28 protein-coding genes are annotated in these 23,560 nt (G+C 47.7%); 6 read left to right on the top strand and 22 right to left on the bottom strand.

All coding sequences use genetic code 11. The features are described 5' to 3' along the window. Window positions 1–61 precede the first annotated feature (61 nt). The 5 genes from J4760_RS02840 to ccpN all read right to left on the bottom strand — a co-directional run bounded on the left by J4760_RS02840 (window position 62) and on the right by ccpN (window position 4,929). Window positions 62–466: a c-type cytochrome gene (locus J4760_RS02840; protein ID WP_237604724.1), complete on the bottom strand. Its 405-nt coding sequence runs from the start codon at window positions 464–466 to the stop codon at window positions 62–64. Between the two features lie 113 nt (window positions 467–579). After that, window positions 580–1,689 (bottom strand): RNA polymerase sigma factor RpoD, encoded by a 1,110-nt coding sequence (gene rpoD / locus J4760_RS02835; RefSeq protein WP_237604723.1) that lies wholly within the window; start codon window positions 1,687–1,689, stop codon window positions 580–582. A 28-nt stretch (window positions 1,690–1,717) separates the two neighbouring features. Then, window positions 1,718–3,469 carry a DNA primase gene (dnaG, locus tag J4760_RS02830; protein ID WP_237604722.1) on the bottom strand — a complete coding sequence of 584 codons (1,752 nt, stop codon included), beginning with the start codon at window positions 3,467–3,469 and terminating at the stop codon, window positions 1,718–1,720. A gap of 5 nt (window positions 3,470–3,474) precedes the next feature. Beyond that, window positions 3,475–4,299 (bottom strand): pyruvate, water dikinase regulatory protein, encoded by an 825-nt coding sequence (locus J4760_RS02825; protein ID WP_237604721.1) that lies wholly within the window; start codon window positions 4,297–4,299, stop codon window positions 3,475–3,477. Window positions 4,300–4,311: 12 nt separating this feature from the next. Continuing rightward, window positions 4,312–4,929: a transcriptional regulator CcpN gene (gene ccpN, locus J4760_RS02820; RefSeq protein ID WP_145286047.1), complete on the bottom strand. Its 618-nt coding sequence runs from the start codon at window positions 4,927–4,929 to the stop codon at window positions 4,312–4,314. Between the two features lie 299 nt (window positions 4,930–5,228). Between ccpN and J4760_RS02815 the strand changes: the two genes are divergently transcribed. Continuing rightward, a complete protein-coding gene (locus tag J4760_RS02815; RefSeq protein WP_145286044.1) occupies window positions 5,229–6,605 on the top strand; it encodes a glycine--tRNA ligase in 1,377 nt (458 codons plus the stop codon). A gap of 60 nt (window positions 6,606–6,665) precedes the next feature. Here the strand turns inward: J4760_RS02815 and recO are convergent, their stop codons facing one another. The 6 genes from recO to J4760_RS02785 are packed head-to-tail and all read right to left on the bottom strand — an operon-like array spanning window position 6,666 to window position 10,520. Continuing rightward, on the bottom strand, window positions 6,666–7,424 hold the full coding sequence (recO, locus tag J4760_RS02810) for a DNA repair protein RecO (protein WP_237604720.1): 759 nt from the start codon (window positions 7,422–7,424) through the stop codon (window positions 6,666–6,668). Window positions 7,425–7,432: 8 nt separating this feature from the next. Further along, on the bottom strand, window positions 7,433–8,338 hold the full coding sequence (gene era / locus J4760_RS02805; RefSeq protein ID WP_145286039.1) for a GTPase Era: 906 nt from the start codon (window positions 8,336–8,338) through the stop codon (window positions 7,433–7,435). Beyond that, on the bottom strand, window positions 8,338–8,745 hold the full coding sequence (gene cdd / locus J4760_RS02800) for a cytidine deaminase (RefSeq protein ID WP_237604719.1): 408 nt from the start codon (window positions 8,743–8,745) through the stop codon (window positions 8,338–8,340). The genes era and cdd overlap by 1 nt, the downstream gene beginning before the upstream one ends. Before the next feature lie 15 nt (window positions 8,746–8,760). Then, complete coding sequence (locus tag J4760_RS02795; RefSeq protein WP_186365458.1) at window positions 8,761–9,105, bottom strand: diacylglycerol kinase; 345 nt, start codon at window positions 9,103–9,105, stop codon at window positions 8,761–8,763. Continuing rightward, window positions 9,106–9,570, bottom strand: a complete 465-nt coding sequence (gene ybeY / locus J4760_RS02790) for an rRNA maturation RNase YbeY (RefSeq protein ID WP_237604718.1) — start codon at window positions 9,568–9,570, stop codon at window positions 9,106–9,108. It lies immediately after the preceding gene. Between the two features lie 5 nt (window positions 9,571–9,575). Then, entirely contained in the window at window positions 9,576–10,520 is a 945-nt protein-coding gene (locus J4760_RS02785) for a PhoH family protein (RefSeq protein ID WP_145286031.1), read from the bottom strand. A 176-nt stretch (window positions 10,521–10,696) separates the two neighbouring features. Between J4760_RS02785 and J4760_RS02780 the strand changes: the two genes are divergently transcribed. Continuing rightward, on the top strand, window positions 10,697–11,614 hold the full coding sequence (locus J4760_RS02780; protein ID WP_237604717.1) for a VOC family protein: 918 nt from the start codon (window positions 10,697–10,699) through the stop codon (window positions 11,612–11,614). 52 nt (window positions 11,615–11,666) lie between these two features. On the opposite strand, the gene aac(6') is transcribed toward J4760_RS02780, so the two are convergent. The 7 genes from aac(6') to J4760_RS02745 all read right to left on the bottom strand — a co-directional run bounded on the left by aac(6') (window position 11,667) and on the right by J4760_RS02745 (window position 16,280). Then, window positions 11,667–12,101, bottom strand: coding sequence for an aminoglycoside 6'-N-acetyltransferase (aac(6'), locus tag J4760_RS02775; RefSeq protein ID WP_237604716.1), 435 nt, complete (start codon window positions 12,099–12,101; stop codon window positions 11,667–11,669). Further along, window positions 12,098–12,442: a carboxymuconolactone decarboxylase family protein gene (locus J4760_RS02770; protein WP_145286022.1), complete on the bottom strand. Its 345-nt coding sequence runs from the start codon at window positions 12,440–12,442 to the stop codon at window positions 12,098–12,100. The genes aac(6') and J4760_RS02770 overlap by 4 nt, the downstream gene beginning before the upstream one ends. A gap of 39 nt (window positions 12,443–12,481) precedes the next feature. Continuing rightward, window positions 12,482–12,892, bottom strand: coding sequence for a cytidine deaminase family protein (locus J4760_RS02765; RefSeq protein WP_237604715.1), 411 nt, complete (start codon window positions 12,890–12,892; stop codon window positions 12,482–12,484). Window positions 12,893–13,031: 139 nt separating this feature from the next. Next, the gene (locus J4760_RS02760; RefSeq protein ID WP_237604714.1) at window positions 13,032–13,346 is read right to left on the bottom strand and encodes a TIGR04104 family putative zinc finger protein; all 315 of its coding nucleotides are present in this window, start codon (window positions 13,344–13,346) and stop codon (window positions 13,032–13,034) included. 126 nt (window positions 13,347–13,472) lie between these two features. Then, window positions 13,473–13,721 carry a hypothetical protein gene (locus J4760_RS02755; protein WP_237604713.1) on the bottom strand — a complete coding sequence of 83 codons (249 nt, stop codon included), beginning with the start codon at window positions 13,719–13,721 and terminating at the stop codon, window positions 13,473–13,475. A 15-nt stretch (window positions 13,722–13,736) separates the two neighbouring features. Next, window positions 13,737–15,920, bottom strand: coding sequence for a DNA topoisomerase III (locus tag J4760_RS02750; protein WP_237604712.1), 2,184 nt, complete (start codon window positions 15,918–15,920; stop codon window positions 13,737–13,739). A gap of 87 nt (window positions 15,921–16,007) precedes the next feature. Beyond that, window positions 16,008–16,280 (bottom strand): GNAT family N-acetyltransferase, encoded by a 273-nt coding sequence (locus J4760_RS02745; protein WP_237604711.1) that lies wholly within the window; start codon window positions 16,278–16,280, stop codon window positions 16,008–16,010. Between the two features lie 130 nt (window positions 16,281–16,410). Between J4760_RS02745 and J4760_RS02740 the strand changes: the two genes are divergently transcribed. After that, window positions 16,411–16,902 (top strand): small multi-drug export protein, encoded by a 492-nt coding sequence (locus J4760_RS02740; RefSeq protein WP_237604710.1) that lies wholly within the window; start codon window positions 16,411–16,413, stop codon window positions 16,900–16,902. Between the two features lie 62 nt (window positions 16,903–16,964). On the opposite strand, the gene J4760_RS02735 is transcribed toward J4760_RS02740, so the two are convergent. The 3 genes from J4760_RS02735 to J4760_RS02725 all read right to left on the bottom strand — a co-directional run bounded on the left by J4760_RS02735 (window position 16,965) and on the right by J4760_RS02725 (window position 19,599). Further along, the gene (locus tag J4760_RS02735; protein ID WP_237604709.1) at window positions 16,965–17,318 is read right to left on the bottom strand and encodes a hypothetical protein; all 354 of its coding nucleotides are present in this window, start codon (window positions 17,316–17,318) and stop codon (window positions 16,965–16,967) included. Window positions 17,319–17,399: 81 nt separating this feature from the next. Then, on the bottom strand, window positions 17,400–18,614 hold the full coding sequence (gene fdhA, locus J4760_RS02730) for a formaldehyde dehydrogenase, glutathione-independent (protein ID WP_237604708.1): 1,215 nt from the start codon (window positions 18,612–18,614) through the stop codon (window positions 17,400–17,402). A gap of 250 nt (window positions 18,615–18,864) precedes the next feature. Beyond that, entirely contained in the window at window positions 18,865–19,599 is a 735-nt protein-coding gene (locus J4760_RS02725) for a DUF429 domain-containing protein (RefSeq protein WP_237604707.1), read from the bottom strand. 174 nt (window positions 19,600–19,773) lie between these two features. Between J4760_RS02725 and J4760_RS02720 the strand changes: the two genes are divergently transcribed. Genes J4760_RS02720 through J4760_RS02710 form a run of 3 tightly spaced genes read left to right on the top strand, consistent with a single transcriptional unit; the run spans window position 19,774 to window position 22,585 of the window. Then, complete coding sequence (locus J4760_RS02720) at window positions 19,774–20,778, top strand: TRAP transporter substrate-binding protein (RefSeq protein WP_145285995.1); 1,005 nt, start codon at window positions 19,774–19,776, stop codon at window positions 20,776–20,778. Window positions 20,779–20,813: 35 nt separating this feature from the next. Next, complete coding sequence (locus J4760_RS02715) at window positions 20,814–21,302, top strand: TRAP transporter small permease (protein WP_237604706.1); 489 nt, start codon at window positions 20,814–20,816, stop codon at window positions 21,300–21,302. Next, a complete protein-coding gene (locus J4760_RS02710) occupies window positions 21,299–22,585 on the top strand; it encodes a TRAP transporter large permease (protein ID WP_237604705.1) in 1,287 nt (428 codons plus the stop codon). Before J4760_RS02715 ends, J4760_RS02710 begins: the two co-directional genes overlap by 4 nt. Window positions 22,586–22,681: 96 nt before the next feature. Here the strand turns inward: J4760_RS02710 and J4760_RS02705 are convergent, their stop codons facing one another. Beyond that, complete coding sequence (locus J4760_RS02705; protein ID WP_237604704.1) at window positions 22,682–23,128, bottom strand: hypothetical protein; 447 nt, start codon at window positions 23,126–23,128, stop codon at window positions 22,682–22,684. Window positions 23,129–23,560: the final 432 nt, after the last annotated feature.

Below are 23,560 nucleotides of genomic sequence, written 5' to 3'. Positions count from 1 at the left end.
ATTGCCTCCATCTGATAAAAATAAAAACTTCCACACTAGGCGTGTGGAAGTCTGCATTTGATTATTGGCTTGATAAGAATTCATGAAGTGCAGTCAACTGTTCGTCAGCGATCTGATCCTGACTGAATGATGGCATAGCACCACGACCTTCTCTTACTACAGTACTGAACTCCTCAACAGAAAGACTTGTTCCTGCAAGTGCAGGGCCCATTCCGCCTGAGAAGTCCTGACCGTGACAAGAAGCACAGTTATCACGTGCAAATCCTTCAGCGTCAAAGTCTCCAGCAGCAGCACCACCGCCACCTTCGCCTTCTCCACTTTCTCCGCCTCCGCTACCTTCTTCGCTGGCAACGTCTTCGCCTCCGCCTTCTTCGTCAGTAGTTGCTCCTTGAGAAGAGAGCAAGAACACAAGGCCGATGCCAAGGAAGATGATAAGTATAAAAGGCACGATCGGATTACGATTCATAAAAAAACCTCCCTAATCTCTATCCATATACATATTCACATCTATAATTGTATATTAAATATGAGCAAAGTCAAAAGATTTTTTCGAAAATATTACACCATATAAACTTAAAATCAATCCATGAAATCTTTCAATCTCTTGCTTCTGCTAGGATGTCTCAGTTTTCTCAGGGCTTTTGCTTCGATCTGTCTGATCCGTTCGCGTGTTACCCCGAATACTTTACCCACTTCTTCGAGTGTACGGGTTCTGCCGTCATCAAGACCGAACCTCAGCCTCAATACATTCTCCTCACGGTCTGTAAGTGTATCCAGTACATCTTCAAGCTGTTCTTTAAGCAGCTCGTATGCTGCGTGATCAGATGGACTTTGTGCTTCCTGGTCTTCAATGAAGTCACCCAGGTGGCTGTCGTCCTCTTCACCAATTGGTGTTTCAAGGGAAACGGGCTCCTGTGCAATTTTCAATATCTCCCTGACTTTTTCAGCAGGCAGATCCATCTCTTCACCAATCTCTTCTGGTGTCGGTTCACGGCCAAGATCCTGAAGGAGCTGGCGCTGGACACGAATCAGCTTGTTGATTGTCTCGACCATGTGTACCGGTATACGGATGGTACGCGCCTGGTCGGCAATCGCACGCGTGATGGCCTGTCTGATCCACCATGTTGCATAGGTGGAGAACTTGAAGCCTTTGGAGAAGTCGAACTTCTCAACAGCCTTGATCAGACCCATATTTCCTTCCTGAATCAGATCGAGGAACAGCATGCCGCGACCGACGTAGCGCTTTGCGATGCTGACGACAAGGCGGAGGTTGGCTTCGGCCAGACGGCTTTTTGCCACTTCGTCACCCTGCTCGATGCGCTTCGCCAGTTCGATTTCCTCCTGGGCACTGAGCAGATCCACACGTCCGATTTCCTTGAGGTACATTCTGACCGGGTCATTGATCTTTACACCCGGTGGTGCACTCATATCATGCAGGTTAAGCTTTTCATCTGCATCTGTTGCATCCTTTTCATTGATCAGCTGGATGTCATTTTCATTGATTTCATCGAAAAACTCGTCCATTGCATCTGCATCCAGTTCGAAGCTGGACAATTTATCTGCAATCTCTTCGTGGGATAGATGACCTTGTGTCTTCCCTTTCTCTACGAGATGATTTTTGACTTGTTCCACTGAAGTGAACAGTTCGACATCTTTCGTTTCGGTTGTCTGTATATTTTTGTCTGCCATTTAAAGCCCTCCTATTCAGACTTCACACTCACCTTTTATAGCGACTGTTGATTTCGTTCAACTGCTGTACCAATCTTGCCTGGAGTTCATCATCATTGCTGTTTTCTGCGTCCTGCAGCTTGAGAAGCAGGAGCTGCTTCTCTTTTTCACTATTTCTAATACCACTTAAGTCTTCTATATAATCATTGACTTCCTCTGTCGTGATATCATCATGGATGACCAGAGCGTCGACTTCCATCGCACTGCTGAAATGCTCTCCTTCAATATATTGGCTGAATGATGATATATCAAATTCATCATACTTGTCAAAATATCTGCACAACCCTTTAAATATAACATAATAAACAGGTGTGGTTAATACTTCTTCATCTATATTATTCTCGAAATTCACCAAAAGACTCTTATCCTTCATCAGTGCACGCAGTAGATAGCGCTCCTTGCGCTCCCGGAGTGGCGGCTGTTTCTGCCGTGGCTGCGCCACCCTTCTTGGAGCATGATCATAGGAAGGCGCCGGGACATTCTGCTCGATCGACTGGCGATCCACTTTGTAGAGCTGGCTGATATGCTGGATCAGACGGTCTTTGATCACCTGATCTCCGACGTACTTAAGGTGTTCGGTCAAAGTGCGGATATTGTTCGAAAATGCCATGTCATTGTTCATGCTCTCTTCAAGCAGGTACTCCGCCTTGAAGTGGATGTAATGACGTTTTTCATTTTTGACAAGGTTTTCAAAAGCCGCTTTCCCATTCTTTTCGATATATTCGTCCGGGTCCATCCCTTTCGGCATGGAGATGACGAAGACATTGAGCCCGGCTTCAAGCAGATCGGCACCAAGCGACAGCTGTGCATTCTGTCCGGCATCATCGCCATCGAACATCAGGGTGACATTCGATGCCAGGCGGTTCAGCGACTGGATATGCTGCTCACTGAGCGCAGTACCCATCAGGCCGATGACGTTGCCGACACTGGTCATCTTCACTTTGACGATGTCGAGGTGCCCCTCCATCAGTATGACTTCGTCCTGCTTTCTGATATCCTTGCGGGCATCGCTCAAGTTATAGAGAAGACGCCTTTTCTGAAAAATGGAAGTCTCCGGTGTATTGAGGTACTTCGGCTCCCGGCCATCCACACTTCTTGCGGTGTAGCCGACGATATAGCCCTGGTGGTTACGGATCGGTATCATTATTCTGCCGTTGAAGCGATCATAGTAGGAGAAATTCTCTTCATTCCTGGAAATGATGCCGGCCTGGAAGGCAAGCTCCAGACTGAACCCCTTATCGGAAAGCGCATTTTTAGTGAAGTCCCGCATGTCGGGTGCGATACCGATCTTCTCCTTGCGGATGATCTCAGGGGTGAATCCCCTATCTTCCAGATATTTGAGTGCTTCCTCGCCCTCTTTGGTGTGCATGAGTATATGATGGTAGAGATCCGTCATATATTCATGTATCTTGATGAGCTGCATTTCGCTGTCACTGGCACTCTCTTCGGCAGCCGCAATTTCCACACCAAGCGGCTTGCCGAGCTTGCGCACTGCTTCGGCAAAAGATACATTTTCAACTTCCATATAGAACTGGAGCACGTTGCCGCCCTTCTTGCAGCCGAAGCAATGGCATATCTGCTTGTCCGGGCTGACTGTAAAGGACGGTGTCTTTTCGTTATGGAACGGGCAGAGACCGACATAGTTTCGCCCGCGCTTTTCCAGTTTGATATAACTGGAAACCAGTTCGGTGATGTCGGTCCCCTGTTTAACTGCTTCTACTGTTTCATCTGGTATTCTCAATCACATCATCCCTTAATATTCAAACGTCCTTCTACATGGTTCAGGATCTGGTTGGCTGTCTCTTCAATCGCCTTTTCGGATACATCAATGACAGGACAGCCGATCTTGCCGATCACCTCATTGAAGTATTCGAGTTCCTCCTGGATCCGCTGATCATTGGCATAGCTTGCCGTATCCTTCAGGCCGAGCTGGGCCAGCCTCTCTTTTCTGATCTTGTTCAGTGATACCGGGTTGATCTTCAAACCGACACACTTCTTCGGATCTACCTGGAAAAGCTCCTTCGGCGGGGTCACTTCAGGCATGAGCGGAACGTTCATGACTTTGTACTTCTTATGCGCAAGGTACTGTGACAGTGGTGTCTTCGATGTTCTGGATACACCGATCAGTACGATGTCCGCCTTGTCCAGCCCACTGGCATCCTTGCCATCATCATACTTGACTGCAAATTCAATCGCTTCGATCTTCTTGAAATAGTCTTCATCCAACCGGTGCACACGCCCCGGTTCGTAGTACGGCGCTTCTTCCGACTGCCCTTCAAGAATATTCATGAGCGGCCCCATGATGTCGACTGAAGGCACGTTTTCGGTTACCAGCTCCTGCTTGATGTATTTTCTGAGTTCAGGCGTGATGATGGTGAATACGACAATCGCTTTCTTGCTCCTGGCAAGGTCGATGACGTCATCCACATTATCTTCGCTCTCTATATACGGATATCTGATCAGCACATCATCCGACTCTTCAATGTTGAACTGTGACAGGCATGCCTTGGCCACAAGTTCGCCGGTTTCCCCTACCGAGTCCGAAGCGATGATCACTTTTATATTCGACATTAAAACACTTCCTTATTCCATGAGATTGACAAATACTCTTGTAATGGTGGTTTTGGTCACCCTGCCGATCACCTGATCGACACCATCCTGTGTTTCGACGACCGGCAGTGAGTCGATCTGCTTCTCTATCAGCTGGTTGGCTGCGTAGATCAGCAGGTCGTTCGGGTAGCAGATTGTGATATTCGGTTTGCGTGTCATGATGACGCTGACAGGCGTTTTTTCTATATCATTCGCCCCCATCGTACCCCGGAGAAGATCTTTGCGCGAAATAACCCCCGCCAGTCCTCTTTTTTCGTCGATGGCATAAAGTGTGCCGACATCTTCCAGAAACATCTTGACGATGGCTTCATAGATGGAAGTATCCTCTTTGATCAGAATCGGCAGACTCTGCACTTCACTCACCAGAATATTCCGGATCTTGGAAGTCATCACTTCCTCCGTTTCCTTTCCGGTATAGAAATAGCCGACGCGCGGCCGTGCATCCAGGTAACCGGACATGGTCAGTATTGCGAGGTCCGGCCTCAGTGTGGCGCGTGTCAGAGACAGCTGCTCGGCAATGTTGCTGCCGGTAATCGGTCCATGCTGCTTTACGATTTTGAGTATTTTTTCTTGTCTCTCATTCAGTTCCATGCCCTCACTCCCAACATACCCAATTATAATACATTCAGACGAATAAAGAAATATAGACAAAAGTTTGCACAATAGTTGTACAGTGGCTATAATGTTAGATGAAGCGAGTTAAGGATGGTGCGAGCTTAACATTGAACTGGCATATGACTTTACAGATAAATATAAAAGCGGAGTGTATACACTAATTGGGGTGGAACCGCGGGCTATGCTCGTCCCCGGATAACAGTACTGTTATCCGGGGACGTTTGTTATTTATCGACCATACTTGACCCAATTTCAAATGTAAGGAGTCGAACAGAATGGAAATGGAAACAATTGTGAATCTGGCGAAGACGAGAGGATTTGTCTTTCCAGGCAGTGAAATCTATGGTGGACTTGCAAATACGTGGGACTACGGCCCACTTGGTGTTGAACTGAAGAACAACGTCAGGCAGGCATGGTGGAAGAAGTTCATCCAGGAATCCCCATACAACGTCGGACTGGATGCTGCAATACTGATGAATCCGAAGACGTGGGAAGCTTCCGGTCACCTCGGGAACTTCAACGACCCGATGATCGACTGCAAGGAGTGCAAATCAAGGCACCGTGCAGACAAGCTGATCGAAGATGTCATCCAGAAGGAAGACGATTCCTTCGTTGCCGACGGCCTCAGCTTTGATGAAATGAAGCGCATCATTGAGGAGCGCAACATCACATGCCCGATCTGTGGGGCACACAACTACACTGACATCAGACAGTTCAATCTGATGTTCAAGACGTTCCAGGGCGTAACCGAATCTTCCACGAACGAAATCTTCCTGAGACCGGAAACGGCACAGGGCATATTCGTCAACTACAAGAATGCACAGCGCACAATGCGCAAGAAGCTGCCGTTCGGTATCGGCCAGGTCGGAAAATCGTTCCGTAATGAGATTACACCGGGCAACTTCACTTTCAGGACGCGCGAATTTGATCAGATGGAGCTCGAGTTCTTCTGCAAACCGGGCACAGAGATCGAGTGGCAGAACTACTGGAAGGACTTCGCCGTAAAATGGCTGCAGGATCTGAACATGTCGGATGACAATACGAGACTGCGCGACCATGATGAAGACGAACTCAGCCACTACTCCAATGCAACGACGGATATCGAATATAGATTCCCGTTCGGCTGGGGCGAACTCTGGGGCATCGCAAGCCGCACCGACTTCGACCTGCGCCAGCATATGGAGCACTCCAATGAAGACTTCACGTACCATGACCAGGAAACGGGCGAGAAGTATATTCCATACTGTATCGAACCTTCCCTCGGACTCGACCGTGTGGCCCTCGCCTTCCTATGCGATGCATACGATGAAGAGGAGATGGACAATGGTGAAACACGTACCGTACTGAGATTCCACCCACAGCTTGCACCGTTCAAGGCTGCTGTACTGCCGCTGTCCAAGAAACTGAGCGGAGATGCAATCAAGGTGTTTGAACAGATCGCCGGCGAATTCAATGTCGAATTCGATGAATCACAGTCCATCGGCAAACGCTACAGACGCCAGGATGAAATCGGCACACCATACTGCATCACTTTCGACTTCGATTCCCTCGAAGACAACAAAGTGACAGTAAGAGACCGTGACACGATGGAGCAGACGCGTGTAGCGATTGACGAACTGAATGACTTCCTGAAACAGAAAATCAAATACTAGCAGTAAAAAAGAATGCGAGGAGAAAATCTCGCATTCTTTTTTATTTTGCCTTTTATAGTATTATTGGCCGGCATCCTCCATCGATTTGATCAGCCGCCTCGATTTGAAGTATACGCCGGTGTATTCATCATAGATCATTTCAATGAATGACAGGAGCAGCCTGCCATTCTCCTTTGAAATATTGACGGATTCCACATTATCGATCGGCACATGCTTCATGTAGCCGGCCAGATAGAGGACACGGTTGCTGACGGGGACAGCCCGCCTGACAGTTTCCTCATCTGCACATCGTGAGCAGATGACGCTGTGGTGACTGAATGAGTAGTGTGTAAACAGCGACCTGTCGCGTGCCTTGCAGACTGCACATTCGTCGACGTTGATCTGCCCGCCATAGTACGGCAGCATCTTGATGGCAGTGAACGCCGTGACGCCTGCCGGCTCGCTCTCTGCTTCCAGAAGCCCGAGCGACCGGATCAGCAGGCGGTAGAAGCTGTCCTGCTTCATATCCTCTTCCAGCGCCCGTGTAATGAGCTCCATGATATAGGAACCGTATGTGTACACCGTAAAGTCCCCATTCACTTTTTTGAACGGCTGGATGACATCCACTTCATTGAGTGTCCCGATGCCTTTGAAACGGTTGTAGGTGAAAAGTGCTTCCTTTATCCCCTGCCTGAGGACTATGAATGGACTTTTCGGCTTATTGAAGCCTCTCGACATCAGCGGCACCTGGCTGCCGTCCTCTGTCAATACGGTAATGATCCGGCTGGACTCGCTGTAGCTGGCCTGCCGGATCATTACACCTTTCTGCTGATAGATCATCCCGTTCTCTAGTACTCCTCGTCACGATAGCCGAGTGAACGGATGAATTGTGATTTATTGCGCCAGTCCTTCTGGACTTTGACCCATAGTTCCAGGTAGACCTTGCTGCCGAGCAGGTTTTCGATATCCATGCGGGCGAGCTGGCCGATTTCCTTGAGCATTTTGCCCTGCTTGCCGATGACCATGCCTTTTTGCGAGTCACGTTCCACATAGATGGTTGCCTGGACATGGATCAGTCCCTGATCATTCTCTTTCATCCGCTCGACTTCAACACCGATGGCATGTGGAATCTCCTGACTTGTCAGGTGCAGTGCCTTCTCTCGGATCAGTTCGCTGACGATGAAGTGCTCCGGGTGATCGGTGATCCTGTCTTCAGGGTAGTACATCGGCCCTTCCGGCAAGTAGGATTCCAGAACTTCGAGCAGCCTGTCGATGTTGTTGCCCTGCAGTGCAGAAATCGGCACGATATCGGAGAAAGGCAGCTTATCCTTGTATACTTCGATCTGTTCGATCAATTTGTCCGGGTGGACCAGATCTATCTTGTTGAGGACGAGGATGATCGGTGTGCGTGTATTCCTGAGCATTTCGATGATATACTCGTCGCCGCGGCCGATCTCTTCCGAAACGTTGACGAGAAACAGGATGGCTTCCGTTTCGCGCAAAGTATTCCTTGCCACTTTCATCATATGTTCACCGAGCTGGTGCTTCGGCTTGTGGATTCCTGGCGTATCGATGAAAATCATCTGACTCGTTTCAGTCGTATGCACACCCTGGATCTTGTTTCTTGTCGTCTGGGGCTTATCCGACATGATGGCCACCTTCTGCCCCAGTACTTTATTCATGAATGTTGATTTGCCTACGTTCGGGCGTCCGATGATGCTGACGAAACCCGATTTGAATTCATTTTCTGTCATTATTCCATATCCTTTCCTGAAAAGCCGAGCGGCAGCAGGTCATCCACAGTACGTCTGATCACCTTGCCGGCATGGCTGACAAGGTAAACCGGCATGTCATCTTCACATAGTTCCTTCATGACCTGTCTGCATGTCCCGCAAGGACTGGAAGGCTCTTCCGAGTCCGTGATGACCACTATGGCCTTGAATTTCTTTATATCATTCGAATAGGCACTCACCAGCGCACTGCGTTCTGCGCAGATTGTTGCCGGGTAGGCCGCATTTTCTATATTGGCACCGTATATATACTGATCATCTTCTGTGACCAGCAGCGCCCCTACATTGAATTTCGAGTATGGAGTGTACGCCCTGCTCTGGGCCACCTTCACCTCGTCAAACCATTCTTCTTTAAAAATCCCATCGTTCACGTAAACATCTCCTCATTAAAGCAAATAGGGTATAAAAATAAACAGTGCGACAATGACCGCATAGAGTGATGACAGCAGCACTGCCGCCGCCCCTGCATCCTTGGCCGCTTTCGCCAGCGGATGATACTCGCCGGTCGTCAGATCGACCGATGCTTCAATGGACGTATTCAAAGCTTCAGCAATCAGCACGAAAAATATGGCACTGACGATGAAAAGCCACTCGATGCGTTCGATCATCAGTATGGCACCGGCAGCTATTGTCGCACCGGCAAGCAGGAAGTGGATGATGAAATGGTTGTCTTTACCGACCAGCCAGCGTAGGCCCATGACAGCATATTTGAAACGATTGAGCAGTTTCATCTAATCTTCCCGGGTGACACCGAAAGCTTTGAGTATCTCGTCCTGAAGACCATTCATTTCCTTTTCCTCTTCCGCTTCCATATGATCGTATCCGAGCAGGTGGAGAAAACCGTGAAGGCTCAGAAACATCAGTTCACGCTTGTAGCTGTGGCCGTAGTCCTTGGCCTGCTCCTCGGCACGTTCCGTACAGATGATGATATCACCGAGTGTACGCAATGCATCTTCGTGGATCAGGTTATCCTCCTCATCCTCCATGGCGAAACTGATGACGTCAGTGATCGCATCCTTGTTTCGATAGTCGCGGTTGATGCTTCGGATCTCCTCCTGGTCGACGAATGAGATGCTGACTTCAGCGTCTTCATCCTGCTCAAGATGGTCGTACGCAAACTGGATCAGGGATTCTATTTCATGCTTCTCTTGTTCATCGGCAAAGCCGTCATCGTCCAGAAAATCGACATTGATCAAGATGCTCACTCCTTTTCATATGCTTTTATGATTTTGGATACAAGCGGGTGACGGACAACATCCGATTCATCCATCTTGTTAATGGAGATGCCATTGACATTATTCAGAAGGCGTACCGACTCGACGAGCCCACTTTTCGTTGAACCCGGCAGGTCAATCTGTGTTTCATCACCTGTAACAACCATCTTCGAACCGAAGCCGAGACGTGTCAGGAACATCTTCATCTGCATTTCCGTCGTGTTCTGCGCTTCATCGAGAATGACGAAAGCTTCATTCAATGTCCGGCCACGCATGTACGCGAGCGGCGCTACTTCAATGACGCCACGCTCGATCAGCCGATCCGTCTGCTCTGCTCCGAGGACGGTATGCAGTCCGTCATACAGAGGTCTCAAGTAGGGATCCACCTTCTCCTTCAGGTCACCCGGCAGAAAGCCGAGGTTTTCACCCGCTTCAACAGCAGGCCGTGTCAGCACGATACGTTTGACACTATTTTCACGGAGCATCTGGCATGCCAGTACAACAGCCAGGAACGTCTTGCCGGTTCCCGCAGGGCCGATGCCGAACGTCAGATCCGTCCGCTTGATATTTTCAATGTAGAGACGCTGTCCGGTCGTCTTGGCTCGGATCCCCTTGCCTTTTATATCCCGGGCGATTTCTTCATTATAAAGATCTGCAAGGTACTCGATTGTACCCTTTCTTGCCATCATTGCAGCAGACTGGACATCCCTCAGATTGATGGACATCCCTCGCTGGATGATCTTCAGCAGATTGATCAGCACATCTTCCGTCAATTCGACATTTTCATCACTCTCACCATCCACGGTGAGCTCATTGCCGAGTGTATGGATGGTGACATCAAATTCCTCTTCCAGAAATGTTATATGCTGATCGTTTGCACCGATAAGTGCCTGAGCCTCTTCCAGGCTATCGATATTTATAATATTAGGCATGCATAATCCCCTTTTATCAAAGTCTCTTTCCCATTAAATTTACCACTAAGATACTGCTACTGCAATGAATTAGTGCGCTTTCATGATACACTTGGCAGAATAAAGCACATCTACCAAAAGTGTAAATTTATCATACATTTGATATAATAGCGGAAAAGAGTCTGGAGGGATCTGAAATGAAGAATCAGCACATTGTTCCCCATCTATGGTTCGATGCACAGGCAGAAGAGGCAGTGGATTTCTACACGTCCATCTTTCCGCAATCAAAGTTGAACGTTAAAACGTACATTGAAGACACACCGTCAGGAGACACACCTTCACTATCATTCGAGCTGATGGACTACAAGTTCATGGCCATCAGTGCAGGCCCCTACTTTACGCTGAATCCGGCCATTTCGTTCATGCTGCTGTTCAATCCTGCATCAGATGAGGCGGCTGATGGTAATCTGGAATCACTGTGGAATAAGCTTATGGAAGGCGGCACGGCTCTGATGCCGCTCGACGCCTATCCTTTCAGCAGCAAGTATGGCTGGGTCCAGGACAAGCACGGAGTGACGTGGCAGCTGATACTGTCTGATGGATCCGGACCGGAACGTTCGAACATCGTTCCTGCAATGATGTTCGTCGGAGAGAATCATGGCAGGGCAAAAGAGGCCATCGAATACTATGTCTCCATTTTTCCGGATTCGGAAGTTGGCGAAATTGCGCAATATCCGGGTGATATGCCGCCTCATACAGAAGGGACAGTAATGTATGGAGACTTCAGGTTGGGGCAGCAATGGTTCTCTGCCATGGACAGTGCAGAAGATCATGACTTCAACTTCAATGAAGCCGTGTCCCTCATGGTCCAATGCAAGGACCAGCAGGAGATCGACTATTATTGGGAAAAGCTGTCGGCAGTACCTGAAGCCGAGCAATGCGGCTGGCTGAAAGATAAATTCGGTGTGTCCTGGCAGATCTATCCGACTGCCATGGAAGAAATGATGGCTGAGGGAACCCGTGAACAGATCAACAGGGTGACGGAAGCTTTTCTGAAAATGAAGAAGTTCGATATCGCAACTCTGGAGAAGGCATACAGAGGCGAAAACAGCTAGGTAGCTCAAAGACCGGCGGATATCGGTTATCCGTCGGTCCTTTCAATTCCAATCATAATTTTTTATAGAATGAAACGGTACGCTCGACTTCCGTGAATCCAAGATGCTGATGCATTTCAATACTGTTGTGATTATCAAGCAGACAATCACTGGCAAAGTCTGAACACCCTTTGTCTTTGGCCCACTGTTCGCATGCATCTACCAGAGTACGTGCGTAGCCTTTACGCCTATGCTCGTTCTCAACGAAGATGCCTTCGAGATATCCTGCCGGCGATGATTCTGCACCTGGTACATAGTCCACCCGCAGGCTGCAATGTGCAAAGCCGACTGCGCCTTCTTCAGCCCTGGCAATGAATACAGCGTCATTGCTGCTTGAAATGTAGGCGTCGAAGTCGCGTTCCAGTTCCTCCCTGGTGCTATCCGGCCAGAGTTTGAGAGCTAGGTCTGCAAGATCCTGGATGTTCGAGCGATCTACGCGGGCAATCATCGGCTTTCCATGGCGTCATCATAAGCCTGCAGTGCTTTGCCGCCATATACACTGCCTGGTCCGCCACCCATGACGATGGCAACGCCTGCAATTTCAGCGATCTCTTCACGTGATGCACCAAGCTTGATCAGTTTATTTACATGATTGCCGATGCAGCCTTCGCACTTGTCTGCAATCGCGTAGGCCAATGCCGCAAATTCCTTGGTCTTCTTGTCCAGTGCACCTGGTGCGTAAGCTGCATCCTGGAGGTCCTTGAAGCTTTTCATCGTATCCGGAATGCTCTTTTGCAGTCTTTTCGTGTTGCCTTGTGCTGTTGTATTGATTTCATTGAAGTGTGCCATCATCTTTCACCTTGTCCTTTCGAAATATCGTTTTCAGGATCATTTCTTTGACGCTTCATCCGACTGCAGATACTTGAAGTCCCACCGTTCAGGCAGCAGCGCTTCAAGCTGGACAGTCCCGCCCGGCAGGCCGATTTCACAAAAATAGTTGTTATCCCCGACCTGGTTCATCAGTTCACGGCATCTGCCGCATGGTGCCATGATGGTGCCGTCCTCATAGACTGCGATGATCCTTTCTATATCCTGTTCACCGGCAGTCACCATGGCTGCAATGGCGGAATGCTCTGCACAGAACCCAATGGAGGATGGCAGGTCCATTGCCACGCCTGTATAGACGTTGCCCGCTGCTGTCTCAAGCGCAGCAGCCACATGCCCCACCTTGCCATTGCGGCTCGTCCGCCTCGTATTCAGTTTCTGTTTCGCAATTTCATAGAGTGTTTCCATTTCCATGATGGTTTCCCCTTTATCGTAGCGTAGTCCTTATATTATATCAAAAATTAGACGAATCCTTGCCATTCATGCTTTTACAGCTGTACTGCTTCCATACATAAAAAGGAACTGCCCTGGCAGTCCCTTTAGTATATTGAATCTATTCCATCAAGCCTTTGTGTTCTGTTTCCTGATCTCCTGATAGTTCGATGGTGAACAGATGGATGACTGCAATTGCGATGAATGCCGCCAGAATCAGAAGTGACATGGCTACAATTGAAATTTCGAAGAAGGCTGGAATCAGCATCAGTAATGGAATCAACAGCATCATCATCAGGCTGCGTTCCCTGTATCTTTCTGATAGATACTGCATCTGGCCGCATGAGGGGCATGCCATGCCAGGAGCAATTGCAGTATATCGCTTGAGTGCTGAACTGACGCTCCAGTTTTCATGACAACTGCTGCAACGTATCAAAGTACCTCTCCTTTGCTTTAGGTGGCAACATGATCATGTCCATACTCCACCTTGTGGAGGCATTATGCCACAGGATGATTGAAAATACAATACCATCTGTCAATCCTTACATTAGGTACATGACACTTAACAGGTGTGCTTTGCAAACCTTCTATAGAAGAAGTAGCTGAGTCCGAATGCAACCACGGTTGAAATGACGATCGGCAGTATTGAAGAGCTGGCATAGACAACAACCTGGCTGGATTGCTGACCGGCTGTTTCCCATGGATTCCCAGCCCCCACCGGCATGAAGAGCGTCGATATCATATTTGTAACGACCATCATAATGAAGAAAACGACTCCGAAACTGATTACTGCGATAGTGTAATTTCTCATTTTATCAGATCTCCCTTATTTATCGAGATTCAGCGCCTTCAGCTGTTCGGCGAGTGCATTATTGATCGGCTCATCCGCTTCCTGTTCTTTCATATATTTCTTGACGGTCCGCTTGTCGACTTTGCCGCGGCCTTCCTTCTTCCTTCTGGCTTCAAAAGCAGAGAGTTTCTCCCTGTGGCCGCATGTGCAGGTGAAGATCTGGCCTTCACCTTCTCCACTCAGTGTCATTTTCTTTTTGCATTTTGGACAGCGGGCGTTGGTGACTCTCGCAACATTCTTACGGTGGCCACACTCCCTGTCCTGGCATACGAGCATCTTGCCCTTCTTGCCATTCACTTCAAGCAGCGGCTTGCCGCAGTCGGGGCAGGGTTTGCCGGAAATGTTGTCGTGCTTGAACTTCTTATCGCTGGCTTTGATCTCGAGAATGATTTCTTTCGTGTGGGACTTCATCTCCTGGATGAAGACTTCCTTCTTCAGTCGACCTTTTGCGATGGCTTCAAGCTTCTGTTCCCAGACGGCAGTCGTGGCAGGTGACCTGAGTGCGTCCGGGACAAGATCCAGCAGCTGTCTGCCTTTTGAAGTGATCTTGATTGCCTGACCGTTCTTTTCGATCATGAAGGCATTGAACAGCTTGTCGATGATGTCTGCGCGCGTGGCAACAGTTCCGAGCCCGCCTGTGGAATCGAGGATATCTTTCAATTTCCTATCCTGCACTTCCATATATCTGGCCGGGTTCTCCATTGCGGAGAGCAGCGTCGCCTCGGTGAATCTTGCCGGCGCCTTCGTCTGGCCGCTTGTTCCGCTGATGCGCTGGACCGAAAGTGTGTCACCTTTTCCGAGCTTCGGCAGCTGCTGATCTTTGACATCTTCCTCGACCTCGTCTTCATACTGGTTCGAGTAGGCTGCTTTCCAGCCTTCCTTCTGAACAGTTCTCCCCCTGGCTGTAAATGTCTCCCCGGCCGCTTTAGCTTTTATTGTCACCTGTTCGAATTCATGCGGCGGCAGCAGGACGGCGAGAAATCTTTTGATGATGATGTCATACAGTCTGCGCTCCTTCTCGTTGAAGTCGCTCATATGGACATGATTTTCAGTCGGGATGATGGCATGGTGATCACTGACCTTGCTGTCGTCGACGAATGACTTGTTTGCCTGGATCTTCCCTCTCAGTATACGGGTCGCTGTAGCACGGTAGTCACCAATGCCGCATGCCTTCAGTCTTTCAGGCAGCGTCGGAACAATATCCTGTGAGAGATATCTGGAGTCGGTTCTCGGATAGGTGACCACCTTATGCCGTTCATATAGTCCCTGCAGCACACTCAGCGTCTCTTTCGCAGAGAAGCCGAACTGTTTGTTGGCATCCCGCTGAAGTTCAGTCAGGTCATACAGACCCGGTGCAAACGTCTTTTTCGCTTTGCTTTCGACAGAGTCGACCACCATTGTGCTGCCGTCGGTTTTATTGGCAATGGCATCGATCCTGTCCTTGTCAAAGCTTCTGCTGTTTCCTTTGTCATCCTGCCAGGTCAGTTTGAGACCGTCCGTAATGACTTCAACACCATAGTACGTCTTCGGCTTGAAATCCCTGATCTCCGCTTCCCTGCTTTCAATCATGCCGAGTGTCGGTGTCTGGACACGTCCACAGTTGAGCTGGGCATTGAATTTTGTCGTCAGTGCACGGGAAGCATTCAGGCCGATATACCAGTCGGCCTCAGAACGTGCGACTGCCGCTTCATAAAGATTTTCGTAATTTTTGCCGGGCTTCAGATTCTGGAACCCTTCCTTTATCGCCTTGTCGGTGACGGACGAAATCCACAGACGTTCGATCGGCTTGTTCACTTTCGCCTTCTTGATAATCCAGCGCGCCACAAGCTCACCTTCACGGCCCGCATCTGTTGCGATGATGATGCGATCGACATCTTTTCTGAGCAGCTGCGACTTCACTGCATTGAACTGTCCGCCTGCCTTCTTGATGACTGTCAGTCTGAGTGGATCCGGCAGCATCGGCAGATCTTCAAGCTTCCATGTCTTATATCTACTATCATAGCTTTCCGGGTCGGCCAGAGTGACGAGGTGACCCAGTGCCCATGTCACGATGTGGCGGTCCCCTTCCATGAAGCCGTTGCCTTTTTTATGGCAATTCAATACTTTCGCAATATCTCTTGCCACAGAAGGTTTCTCGGCAAGTACTAGACTTTTGGCCAAATTCATTCATCCTTTCAAAATCAAAACACTATTATAGGCCATTATACAGAAAAAGCCAGGGAATAATCATCCCCTGGCCCATAATTCCTATTTGATCAGCTGCTTCATACTGTCGTCCTTCTCCATGACGTCCCTTGCGAACGGACATTGCGGTACGATTCTTTTATCTTCCTGTCGTGCAAATTCAGCCATTGTTTCGACCAGGTCGGTACCGACGCCCTGACCGCCCAGTTCATCATTCACCTGCGTCTCCTGTATGACATAATCCTGGTCCTCGTCTGCAGTGAAAACAATCTTCGCTTCCGGGTTCAGTTCATCCTCCCCGACAAAGAACATGTTTTCACCTTTTTTAATATCCATACGTTATCCTCCATTCAAAATGATCGATATAGTCTTAAATAGACATTCTGACTGATTTCAAACATCCGCTACACCACCCATCCGGCTTCCTTATGCTAAAATGATAGCAACATGAACTTGGAGGTAAGAAATGAATACATCACTGCTCGTCGCCTACATAATCGTCTTTCTGCTGTCCGCCATACCACTGTTCGAAGCATTCGTTGTTGTGCCTGTCGGTATCATCGGTGGTATGAACTTCATCATGACACTCATCATTGGCATCCTGGGAAACCTGGTGACACTATTTCTGCTCATTGTACTGGTCGACCGCATAAAAAAATGGTATCTGGAGCGCCAGAAAAGAAAAGGCAATGAGAACAGCAGGAAGTCGCAACGTGCTGAACAGATCTGGAAAAAGTACGGACTCCCTGGACTTGCATTCATCGGTCCCTTCTTTGTCGGCAGCCACTTCACTGCATTGATGGCACTCATTCTCGGCGGCAGTCAGAAAGCAACATTCTTCTGGGTGACACTCAGCGTCATCGCCTGGACAGTCGGCCTTTCCATTCTTGTACTGTTCGGTGTCGACTTCATGAATCTTGAAGACCGGCAGTTCCTATCACGATTTATAGAAGAATAGTAAAAATGAAATCCTTTGAAGCCATTGGCTCCAAAGGATTTTTATTTGGAAAATTTTGATTCTTACATGCTTATGACAGCCTGTCTAAACGGCTCTATTCTATGGAGCATGAATTCTAAGGTAAAATAGACGCCCGCGAAGATCAAAGCGAACTGGTTGAAAGTGATATTCGTGACTATTTCGTTTGTAAGCAAGCCAATCATAATCATACTAATTAGAGTTCCATTCAGAAATGTACTGATTTTCTGGTTTTTGGCAGACTGCATATCAATATCCGAATTGATGATGATACCTAGTATCACAACGGAAAAAGGTACAAAGAAAGAAACATCGTCTGTCATATTCAATATGACCACGAACCAGACAACTGGATACAGTATCATCAGAATCGGCAGACCATATTTGAGCCACTTCATGAAATCCTCCTGAAAATATGTAAAGTAACTACTGGCATATTTAAAATTATGCCAGTAGTTACAGTGTATCACTTCAGAAAGTTACTTCAAATATCCATGTGGATCGATGACGAATTTCTTTGCTGCCCCTTTGTCGAAATCCCTGTAGCCATCCGGTGCTTCGTCCAGGCTGATCACGGTTGCATTGACGGCTTTGGCGATATTGGCACGTCCGGAAAGGATGGATTTCATCAGATCACGGTTGTATTTCATTGCCGGTGTCTGGCCAGTGACGAATGTATGCGCCTTGGCCCAGCCGAGTCCGAGACGGACCTTCAGTGTCCCCAACTGGGCTTCTTTTTCTGCTGCGCCCGGATCTTCTGTAACGTAGAGTCCAGGTATGCCGAGCTTGCCGCCGGCCGTAGTGATATCCATGATGCTGTTGAGTACAGCGGCCGGCTGCTCTCCGGCATCGGCACCGTGTCCGGACGCTTCAAAGCCGACGGCATCGACTGCACAATCGACTTCGTCAATTCCGAGTATCTGCTCGATCTGATCTCCCAGACGGTCATGCTTGGACACATTCACTGTTTCGCAGCCGAAACTTTCCGCCTGCTTCAAGCGCTCATCCTGGAGATCACCGACAATGACTCTCGATGCACCAAGCAGCTGTGCCGAGTGGGCAGCGGCAAGGCCTACTGGCCCGGCGCCTGCGATGTATACAGTGGAGCCGGTCTTTACACCTGCTGAATAGGCGCCATGATAGCCTGTTGGGAAAATGTCCGACAGCATTGTCAGATCAAGCACCTTCTCCATCGCCATGTCGCGATCCGGGAAGACGAGCAGCTGGAAATCTGCATATGGCACCATGACATATTCAGACTGGCCACCGACCCAGCCGCCCATGTCAACATAGCCATACGCTGCACCGGCACGTTCCGGATTGGTATTGAGACAGATATGCGTCTTCTGTTCCCGGCACATGACACAGCGGCCGCATGCGATGTTGAACGGCACAGATGCAATATCCCCTTTTTTGACAAACTCCACATCCCTGCCGACTTCGATGACTTCCCCGAGAATTTCATGTCCGAGCACCAGACCTTCAGGTGCCGTTGTACGCCCTCTGACCATATGCTGGTCACTGCCACATATATTCGTTGTAATGACTTTCAAGATGACACCATGCTCACATTTGCGTCCAACGTTTGATTCCGGTACACCGGGTCCCACTTTCAGAACCAGATCCGGATATTCAATATCCTTTACTTCGACGCTGCCTGCCCCAGTATAGACTACACCACGATTTCCCTGCATTTTACCCCTCCTGTTTTATGTTCAATTTCTCCCACTGCTGCTGCCCGTGCATATGCTGGACAGCCGTCATTTCTCTGCTGCTCCTTTCCTGGTGTTATATCAAAGCCTTAAAGGCTCAGATTCCCCTTATGTGAATGAGCTGGATTGAAGCATTTGCTTTAATTGTAAGCGCATTCTTAATTATCATAATATATGTAACTGAATTTTCAGTCAATAATTTAGAAAAAATTGCTAAATAAAATTTATGACATCATAAGTATTTTACAGGAATGAGTATGAAACCATCATCAACAGTTCCAAATGACTGGCCATATGATGTGTTCCTATGAATGGTATACATGCCATATGCACAAAGGAAAGCGTCGACCTTATCTTCAATATGTTTATGACGCTTGCGTGTATACGGTAAATCCCCTTTGTCAAGCTTCAACATGAGGCCGCTGATTTCTCCTGTTTTTTCAATAAGACGGAACCGATCCATCAATCTGTCCATTTCTGAACATGATTGCGCAAAAGATAGTCTTCTCTTCTTCTTGTATCTGATTGGAAACATATCCGGAAACAGACCAGAGCATATGCCGGTAGGAAATGTTTCTACGATATTCGAATCCGTCCAGCTGAATCCGACTTCTATTTCGGGCATTGCCTTTTTTATCGCTTCTATCAAGGTTTCTCCCCGGATCTCACCGAAAGTTCTTGTAAGATAACCTCTGCTCGAGTTGAAAGCAAAAAGTCTATGACCATTTATTCTTGAGCGCATCAGTTCACTTTCAGCCCTGCGTCCTCCGGATTCATTGTTGACGATAAGCGGTGCGTCGATCGCTATTGTCAGTGCTTCATCGCTCTGCGCTTTTATGATTTCCACAATATCTTCATTGCTGAAGATGGCAGATTCCAATTGTTCCACTTCGCCATGCTCATCAATTATGCAGATGCCTGTTTCATTCTTATATGTCCAGGCGAGATCGATTCCAAAAAACTTCATAGTTTATCCCCTCGGCTTTTATATGTTTGTAATCTTTACAAATTTGCGAAAATACTATAGCATATTTATATATTATATTGTTTACATATGCATTTATTAGATTACTGATTATTTTCTAATAATTAACCTCCATCATATCACCAACTATTTTCCAATCAGAAAGATGTGTCCATTATGAGAAGATTAATTTATTTCGTTCTAGCACTAGTCATGATGCTGGGCGCCTGCGGTCGTCCCAATGAGGACGAGGCATCCGGAAAGACGGTCATACGCATGGCCTATCTTGTTTCCCCAAGCCACTCCTCCCATATTGTTGCAGAGAAATTTGTAGAGCAGGTTGAACGCGAGTCCGATGGCAGACTGGAAGTCGAACTCTATCCAAGTGGTTCGCTATTCCCTTCCGACCGTGAGGCGGTCGAAGCTGTACAGCTCGGCAACGTGGAAATGACCATACCCGCGCTAGCGGTTGTTTCCTCTTTCAATCAGAATTTCATGGTGCTCGATCTGCCCTTCCTTTTTGATAACCACGAAGAAGCCTACAAGGTACTGGATGGTGAATTCGGCCAGAACCTGCTTGATGACCTGAAAGAAGATAACCTGAAGGGTCTTGTCTTCGCCGAGAACGGCTTCCGCCATATTACGAATAACAAAGGTCCGATATATGAACCGTCGGATCTTGAAGGTCTGAAGTTCAGAACGCTGGAAAGTCCGGTACAGACCGATATCTTCAAAGCGTTCGGTGCCAATGCCTCGCCATTTGCCTTCGGGGAGATGTACACTGCGCTGCAGCAGGGCACCTACGATGCCATGGAAGGACCAATTTCACTCTACTACACGAGTAACCTCTATGAAGTACAGGACTATATGAGCCTGGTCGGCCAATACTATATGCCGACTGCCCTCCTGATGAACGATGATTTCTATCAGGGGCTGCCTGAAGACCTGCAAACAGTCATCATGGACGCTTCCGTCATGTTCCGTGAAGAACAGAGGGAGCTGGCGCGCCAGCAGGATGAGGAGTATCTGCAGGTGCTGAAGGATGAAGGGGTCGAGGTGAACGAAATAACAGAAGCTCAGCGACAGAAATTCATCGAGGCAACTGAACCTGTATTTGAAAAATACGATAGGATACTTGGTAACGATCTTATAGAGGAACTGTTTGAAGCCACAGAAGAATAGATTTCAATAATTGAATCTATAGAAGGAGCGTAATAATGATTAAAAAATTGAATCGAATTGAAGAATGGTTCCTTATCACCACTCTTGTCCTGATGGTTGCACTCATTTTCGGCCAGGTCATCGGAAGATATATATTCCAGAGTGCACCAAGCTGGACAGAGGAAGCAGCCAGGCACATACATATTTTCCAGGTGTGGATTGGTGCGGGCTATGCAGTAAAGCTCCGAGAACACATCAAAGTGACTGCCTTCATCGACCTGTTCAAAGTGACAGTACGCAAAATTCTGGATATGGTCGCACTTGTCATATGGTTCCTGCTTGTCCTGCTTGTTGCCATTTTTGGCACCCAGCTTGTACTGACGACATTACAGTATGGTCAGGTCGCCCCTGCCACCCAGATTCCATTCTGGATATCCTATCTTGCTGTGCCACTCGGTGCGCTGAGCATGATAATAAGACTGGTGCAGCAGATGGTGGAAATCTACGGGAAAGACTATGATCGCAAGGGGGATACCGTGCTATGACAGTGCTGATATTATTTGGTGTTTTCATCATCTGCTTCCTGATTGGGGTACCGATTGCCATCTCCCTGGGTGTCTCCGCCCTTGCAGCCATCTGGTTCGGCACGGATCTGCCGATCAGTCTGATTGCACAGAAGGCTTTTACATCTCTTGATTCCTTCCCGCTTCTCGCCATTCCATTCTTCATACTGGCTGGCGTACTGATGGGTAAAGGCGGCATTTCGAAAAGACTGCTGGATCTTGCTTCCACGCTTGTCGGCTTTATGACCGGCGGGCTGTCACTCGTTACAATTGTTGCGTGCATGTTCTTTGCAGCCATTGCAGGGTCAGGACCTGCGACAGTCGCAGCCATCGGTGGATTCATGATCCCTGCCATGATTGCAAAGAACTACGATCAGGGATTTGCCTCAGCAGTTCCTGCAACAGCCGGTTCCATCGGTGTCATCATCCCGCCGAGCATACCACTTGTCCTGTATGGTGCAGTCGGAAATGTTTCCGTCGGTGCCCTGTTCATGGCAGGTATTCTGCCAGGACTACTTGTCGGTGTTGCCATCATGCTGACCGCCTACTTCATTTCAAAATCCAAAGGATATAAACCATCAGAGGAGAACCAGTCATTCAGCTTTAAGGACGTGCTGAAGGCCCTGTATGAAGCCAAATGGGCCCTATTAATTCCAGTCATCATACTTGGTGGTATATATGGCGGGATTTTCACGCCGACAGAAGCAGCCGTTACAGCGGTAGTCTATGCATTGATCGTCGGTATATTCATTCATAAGGAGCTCGATTTCAAAGCCATTTATGACGGTTTCATGGAAACAATCATCATCAATGCCACGACAATGATCATCATCAGCTTCTCCGTATCATTCGCATTCTTCATGACACTCGAGCAGATACCAAACAGTATCGCTACATACTTGACAAACCTGTCATCCAATCCGGTTGCCATACTGCTTATTGTCATTCTGTTCCTGCTCATTGTCGGCATGTTCATCGATACGATTTCAGCACTCGTTGTACTTACGCCGATCCTGCTGCCCGTCGTTACCGCAGTCGGTGTCGATCCAATCCACTTCGGCATCATCCTCGTCGTGGCTCTCGCAATCGGATTCGTCACCCCGCCACTCGGCGTCAATCTGTTTGTCGCATCAAGTGTCGGCAAGGTTCAGATAGAAAAGACGACGGTCGCTGTAATTCCATTCATCACTGTAATGATACTGTGTCTATTGATCATTGCATTCATACCACAGATCTCCATGTGGCTCGCAGGCTTTACTCAATAGCAGCAAGCTGAAATGAATCTTAAAAGAGGCTCAAATAACTCCCTTCACTACATTAGTCGGTGAAGGGAGTTCGCTTTTTTCAATCTGTCTGAAACTCTATTCAGGATTATAGAAACCCAAATATTCATTTAAAGAAAAATTACTTCCTATTCTATGGTATGCATCATTCTTTATATCCAGTTTGGAAATAGTGCCAGTATACAAATTTGCATTTTCTTCATGCTGGCTAAAGTCATCGAAAGCCATTGCTAAAGCCTCTTCATTATTCTCATCTTTCAAATCTACACTTAATACACTACCGTCGAGAGTATAAACTCCTTTAAATATTTCCCCTACTAATTTCACTTCCACTTTATCTGATGATCTGAAATCAAATTCTAAATGGAAAGATGGATTTAGATTCTCTGATATGTCTTCACTGCTGATAGTAGGATCCCATGTAAAAACGTTAAGCACCTCCCCCTCCAGCTCATTGTCGGGACTGGAACAAGCACCGAGTATTACTGCAAGGAACACCAATAAAGATACGGACTTCTTTTTCATATGTATATCCTCCTTTAATTCAAGGATATAGGAAAAGAACCATTAAGAGTAGAAAAAAACTTAATTGTCAAAATTTTTGCATATATGAATAATTATAATTTAAAATCCTTATATATCACACTAATGAACGGAACTCGAATCCACCATGCACTCTCGACTGACAATTTACACTTTCGTCTCACTATTCCATAATGAACATACCCCCTGATACTCTCAGAGCCGCATACTATCTTAAAACTTATTGAAAGGAGGCTGGCCAATTTGAATAGAACGTTGAAACTGATCATATTCTTTATATTAGGACTTCTGGTGGGAATGATGCTTTATTCACTGGTGATGTAACTTGGGAAGCATGTGATGTTCCAGTAAGGAGCATCACTTTTTGTGTCCAGAATAAATAATCAGGACACATCCGATGCCTCCCCTTTATAT

The organism is Salinicoccus sp. ID82-1 (assembly GCF_021991715.1).
GTDB lineage: Bacteria > Bacillota > Bacilli > Staphylococcales > Salinicoccaceae > Salinicoccus > Salinicoccus cyprini.
Note: the sequence above shows the minus strand (reverse complement) of the source record. Positions and strands in the feature narration are given on the sequence as shown.

Coding starts and splice junctions, on each gene's coding strand:
- J4760_RS02795 (WP_186365458.1), bottom strand. CDS start 9,105: ATGAAACTGCTCAATCGTTTCAAATATGCTGTCATGGGCCTACGCTGG.
- J4760_RS02780 (WP_237604717.1), top strand. CDS start 10,697: ATGAAGAATCAGCACATTGTTCCCCATCTATGGTTCGATGCACAGGCA.
- J4760_RS02840 (WP_237604724.1), bottom strand. CDS start 466: ATGAATCGTAATCCGATCGTGCCTTTTATACTTATCATCTTCCTTGGC.
- ccpN (WP_145286047.1), bottom strand. CDS start 4,929: ATGGAACTGAATGAGAGACAAGAAAAAATACTCAAAATCGTAAAGCAG.
- J4760_RS02825 (WP_237604721.1), bottom strand. CDS start 4,299: ATGTCGAATATAAAAGTGATCATCGCTTCGGACTCGGTAGGGGAAACC.
- J4760_RS02710 (WP_237604705.1), top strand. CDS start 21,299: ATGACAGTGCTGATATTATTTGGTGTTTTCATCATCTGCTTCCTGATT.
- J4760_RS02715 (WP_237604706.1), top strand. CDS start 20,814: ATGATTAAAAAATTGAATCGAATTGAAGAATGGTTCCTTATCACCACT.
- J4760_RS02755 (WP_237604713.1), bottom strand. CDS start 13,721: ATGAGAAATTACACTATCGCAGTAATCAGTTTCGGAGTCGTTTTCTTC.
- J4760_RS02740 (WP_237604710.1), top strand. CDS start 16,411: ATGAATACATCACTGCTCGTCGCCTACATAATCGTCTTTCTGCTGTCC.
- J4760_RS02725 (WP_237604707.1), bottom strand. CDS start 19,599: ATGAAGTTTTTTGGAATCGATCTCGCCTGGACATATAAGAATGAAACA.
- rpoD (WP_237604723.1), bottom strand. CDS start 1,689: ATGGCAGACAAAAATATACAGACAACCGAAACGAAAGATGTCGAACTG.
- recO (WP_237604720.1), bottom strand. CDS start 7,424: ATGATCTATCAGCAGAAAGGTGTAATGATCCGGCAGGCCAGCTACAGC.
- era (WP_145286039.1), bottom strand. CDS start 8,338: ATGACAGAAAATGAATTCAAATCGGGTTTCGTCAGCATCATCGGACGC.
- J4760_RS02765 (WP_237604715.1), bottom strand. CDS start 12,892: ATGGAAATGGAAACACTCTATGAAATTGCGAAACAGAAACTGAATACG.
- J4760_RS02745 (WP_237604711.1), bottom strand. CDS start 16,280: ATGGATATTAAAAAAGGTGAAAACATGTTCTTTGTCGGGGAGGATGAA.
- J4760_RS02815 (WP_145286044.1), top strand. CDS start 5,229: ATGGAAATGGAAACAATTGTGAATCTGGCGAAGACGAGAGGATTTGTC.
- J4760_RS02785 (WP_145286031.1), bottom strand. CDS start 10,520: ATGCCTAATATTATAAATATCGATAGCCTGGAAGAGGCTCAGGCACTT.
- J4760_RS02720 (WP_145285995.1), top strand. CDS start 19,774: ATGAGAAGATTAATTTATTTCGTTCTAGCACTAGTCATGATGCTGGGC.
- J4760_RS02735 (WP_237604709.1), bottom strand. CDS start 17,318: ATGAAGTGGCTCAAATATGGTCTGCCGATTCTGATGATACTGTATCCA.
- J4760_RS02705 (WP_237604704.1), bottom strand. CDS start 23,128: ATGAAAAAGAAGTCCGTATCTTTATTGGTGTTCCTTGCAGTAATACTC.
- J4760_RS02770 (WP_145286022.1), bottom strand. CDS start 12,442: ATGGCACACTTCAATGAAATCAATACAACAGCACAAGGCAACACGAAA.
- fdhA (WP_237604708.1), bottom strand. CDS start 18,614: ATGCAGGGAAATCGTGGTGTAGTCTATACTGGGGCAGGCAGCGTCGAA.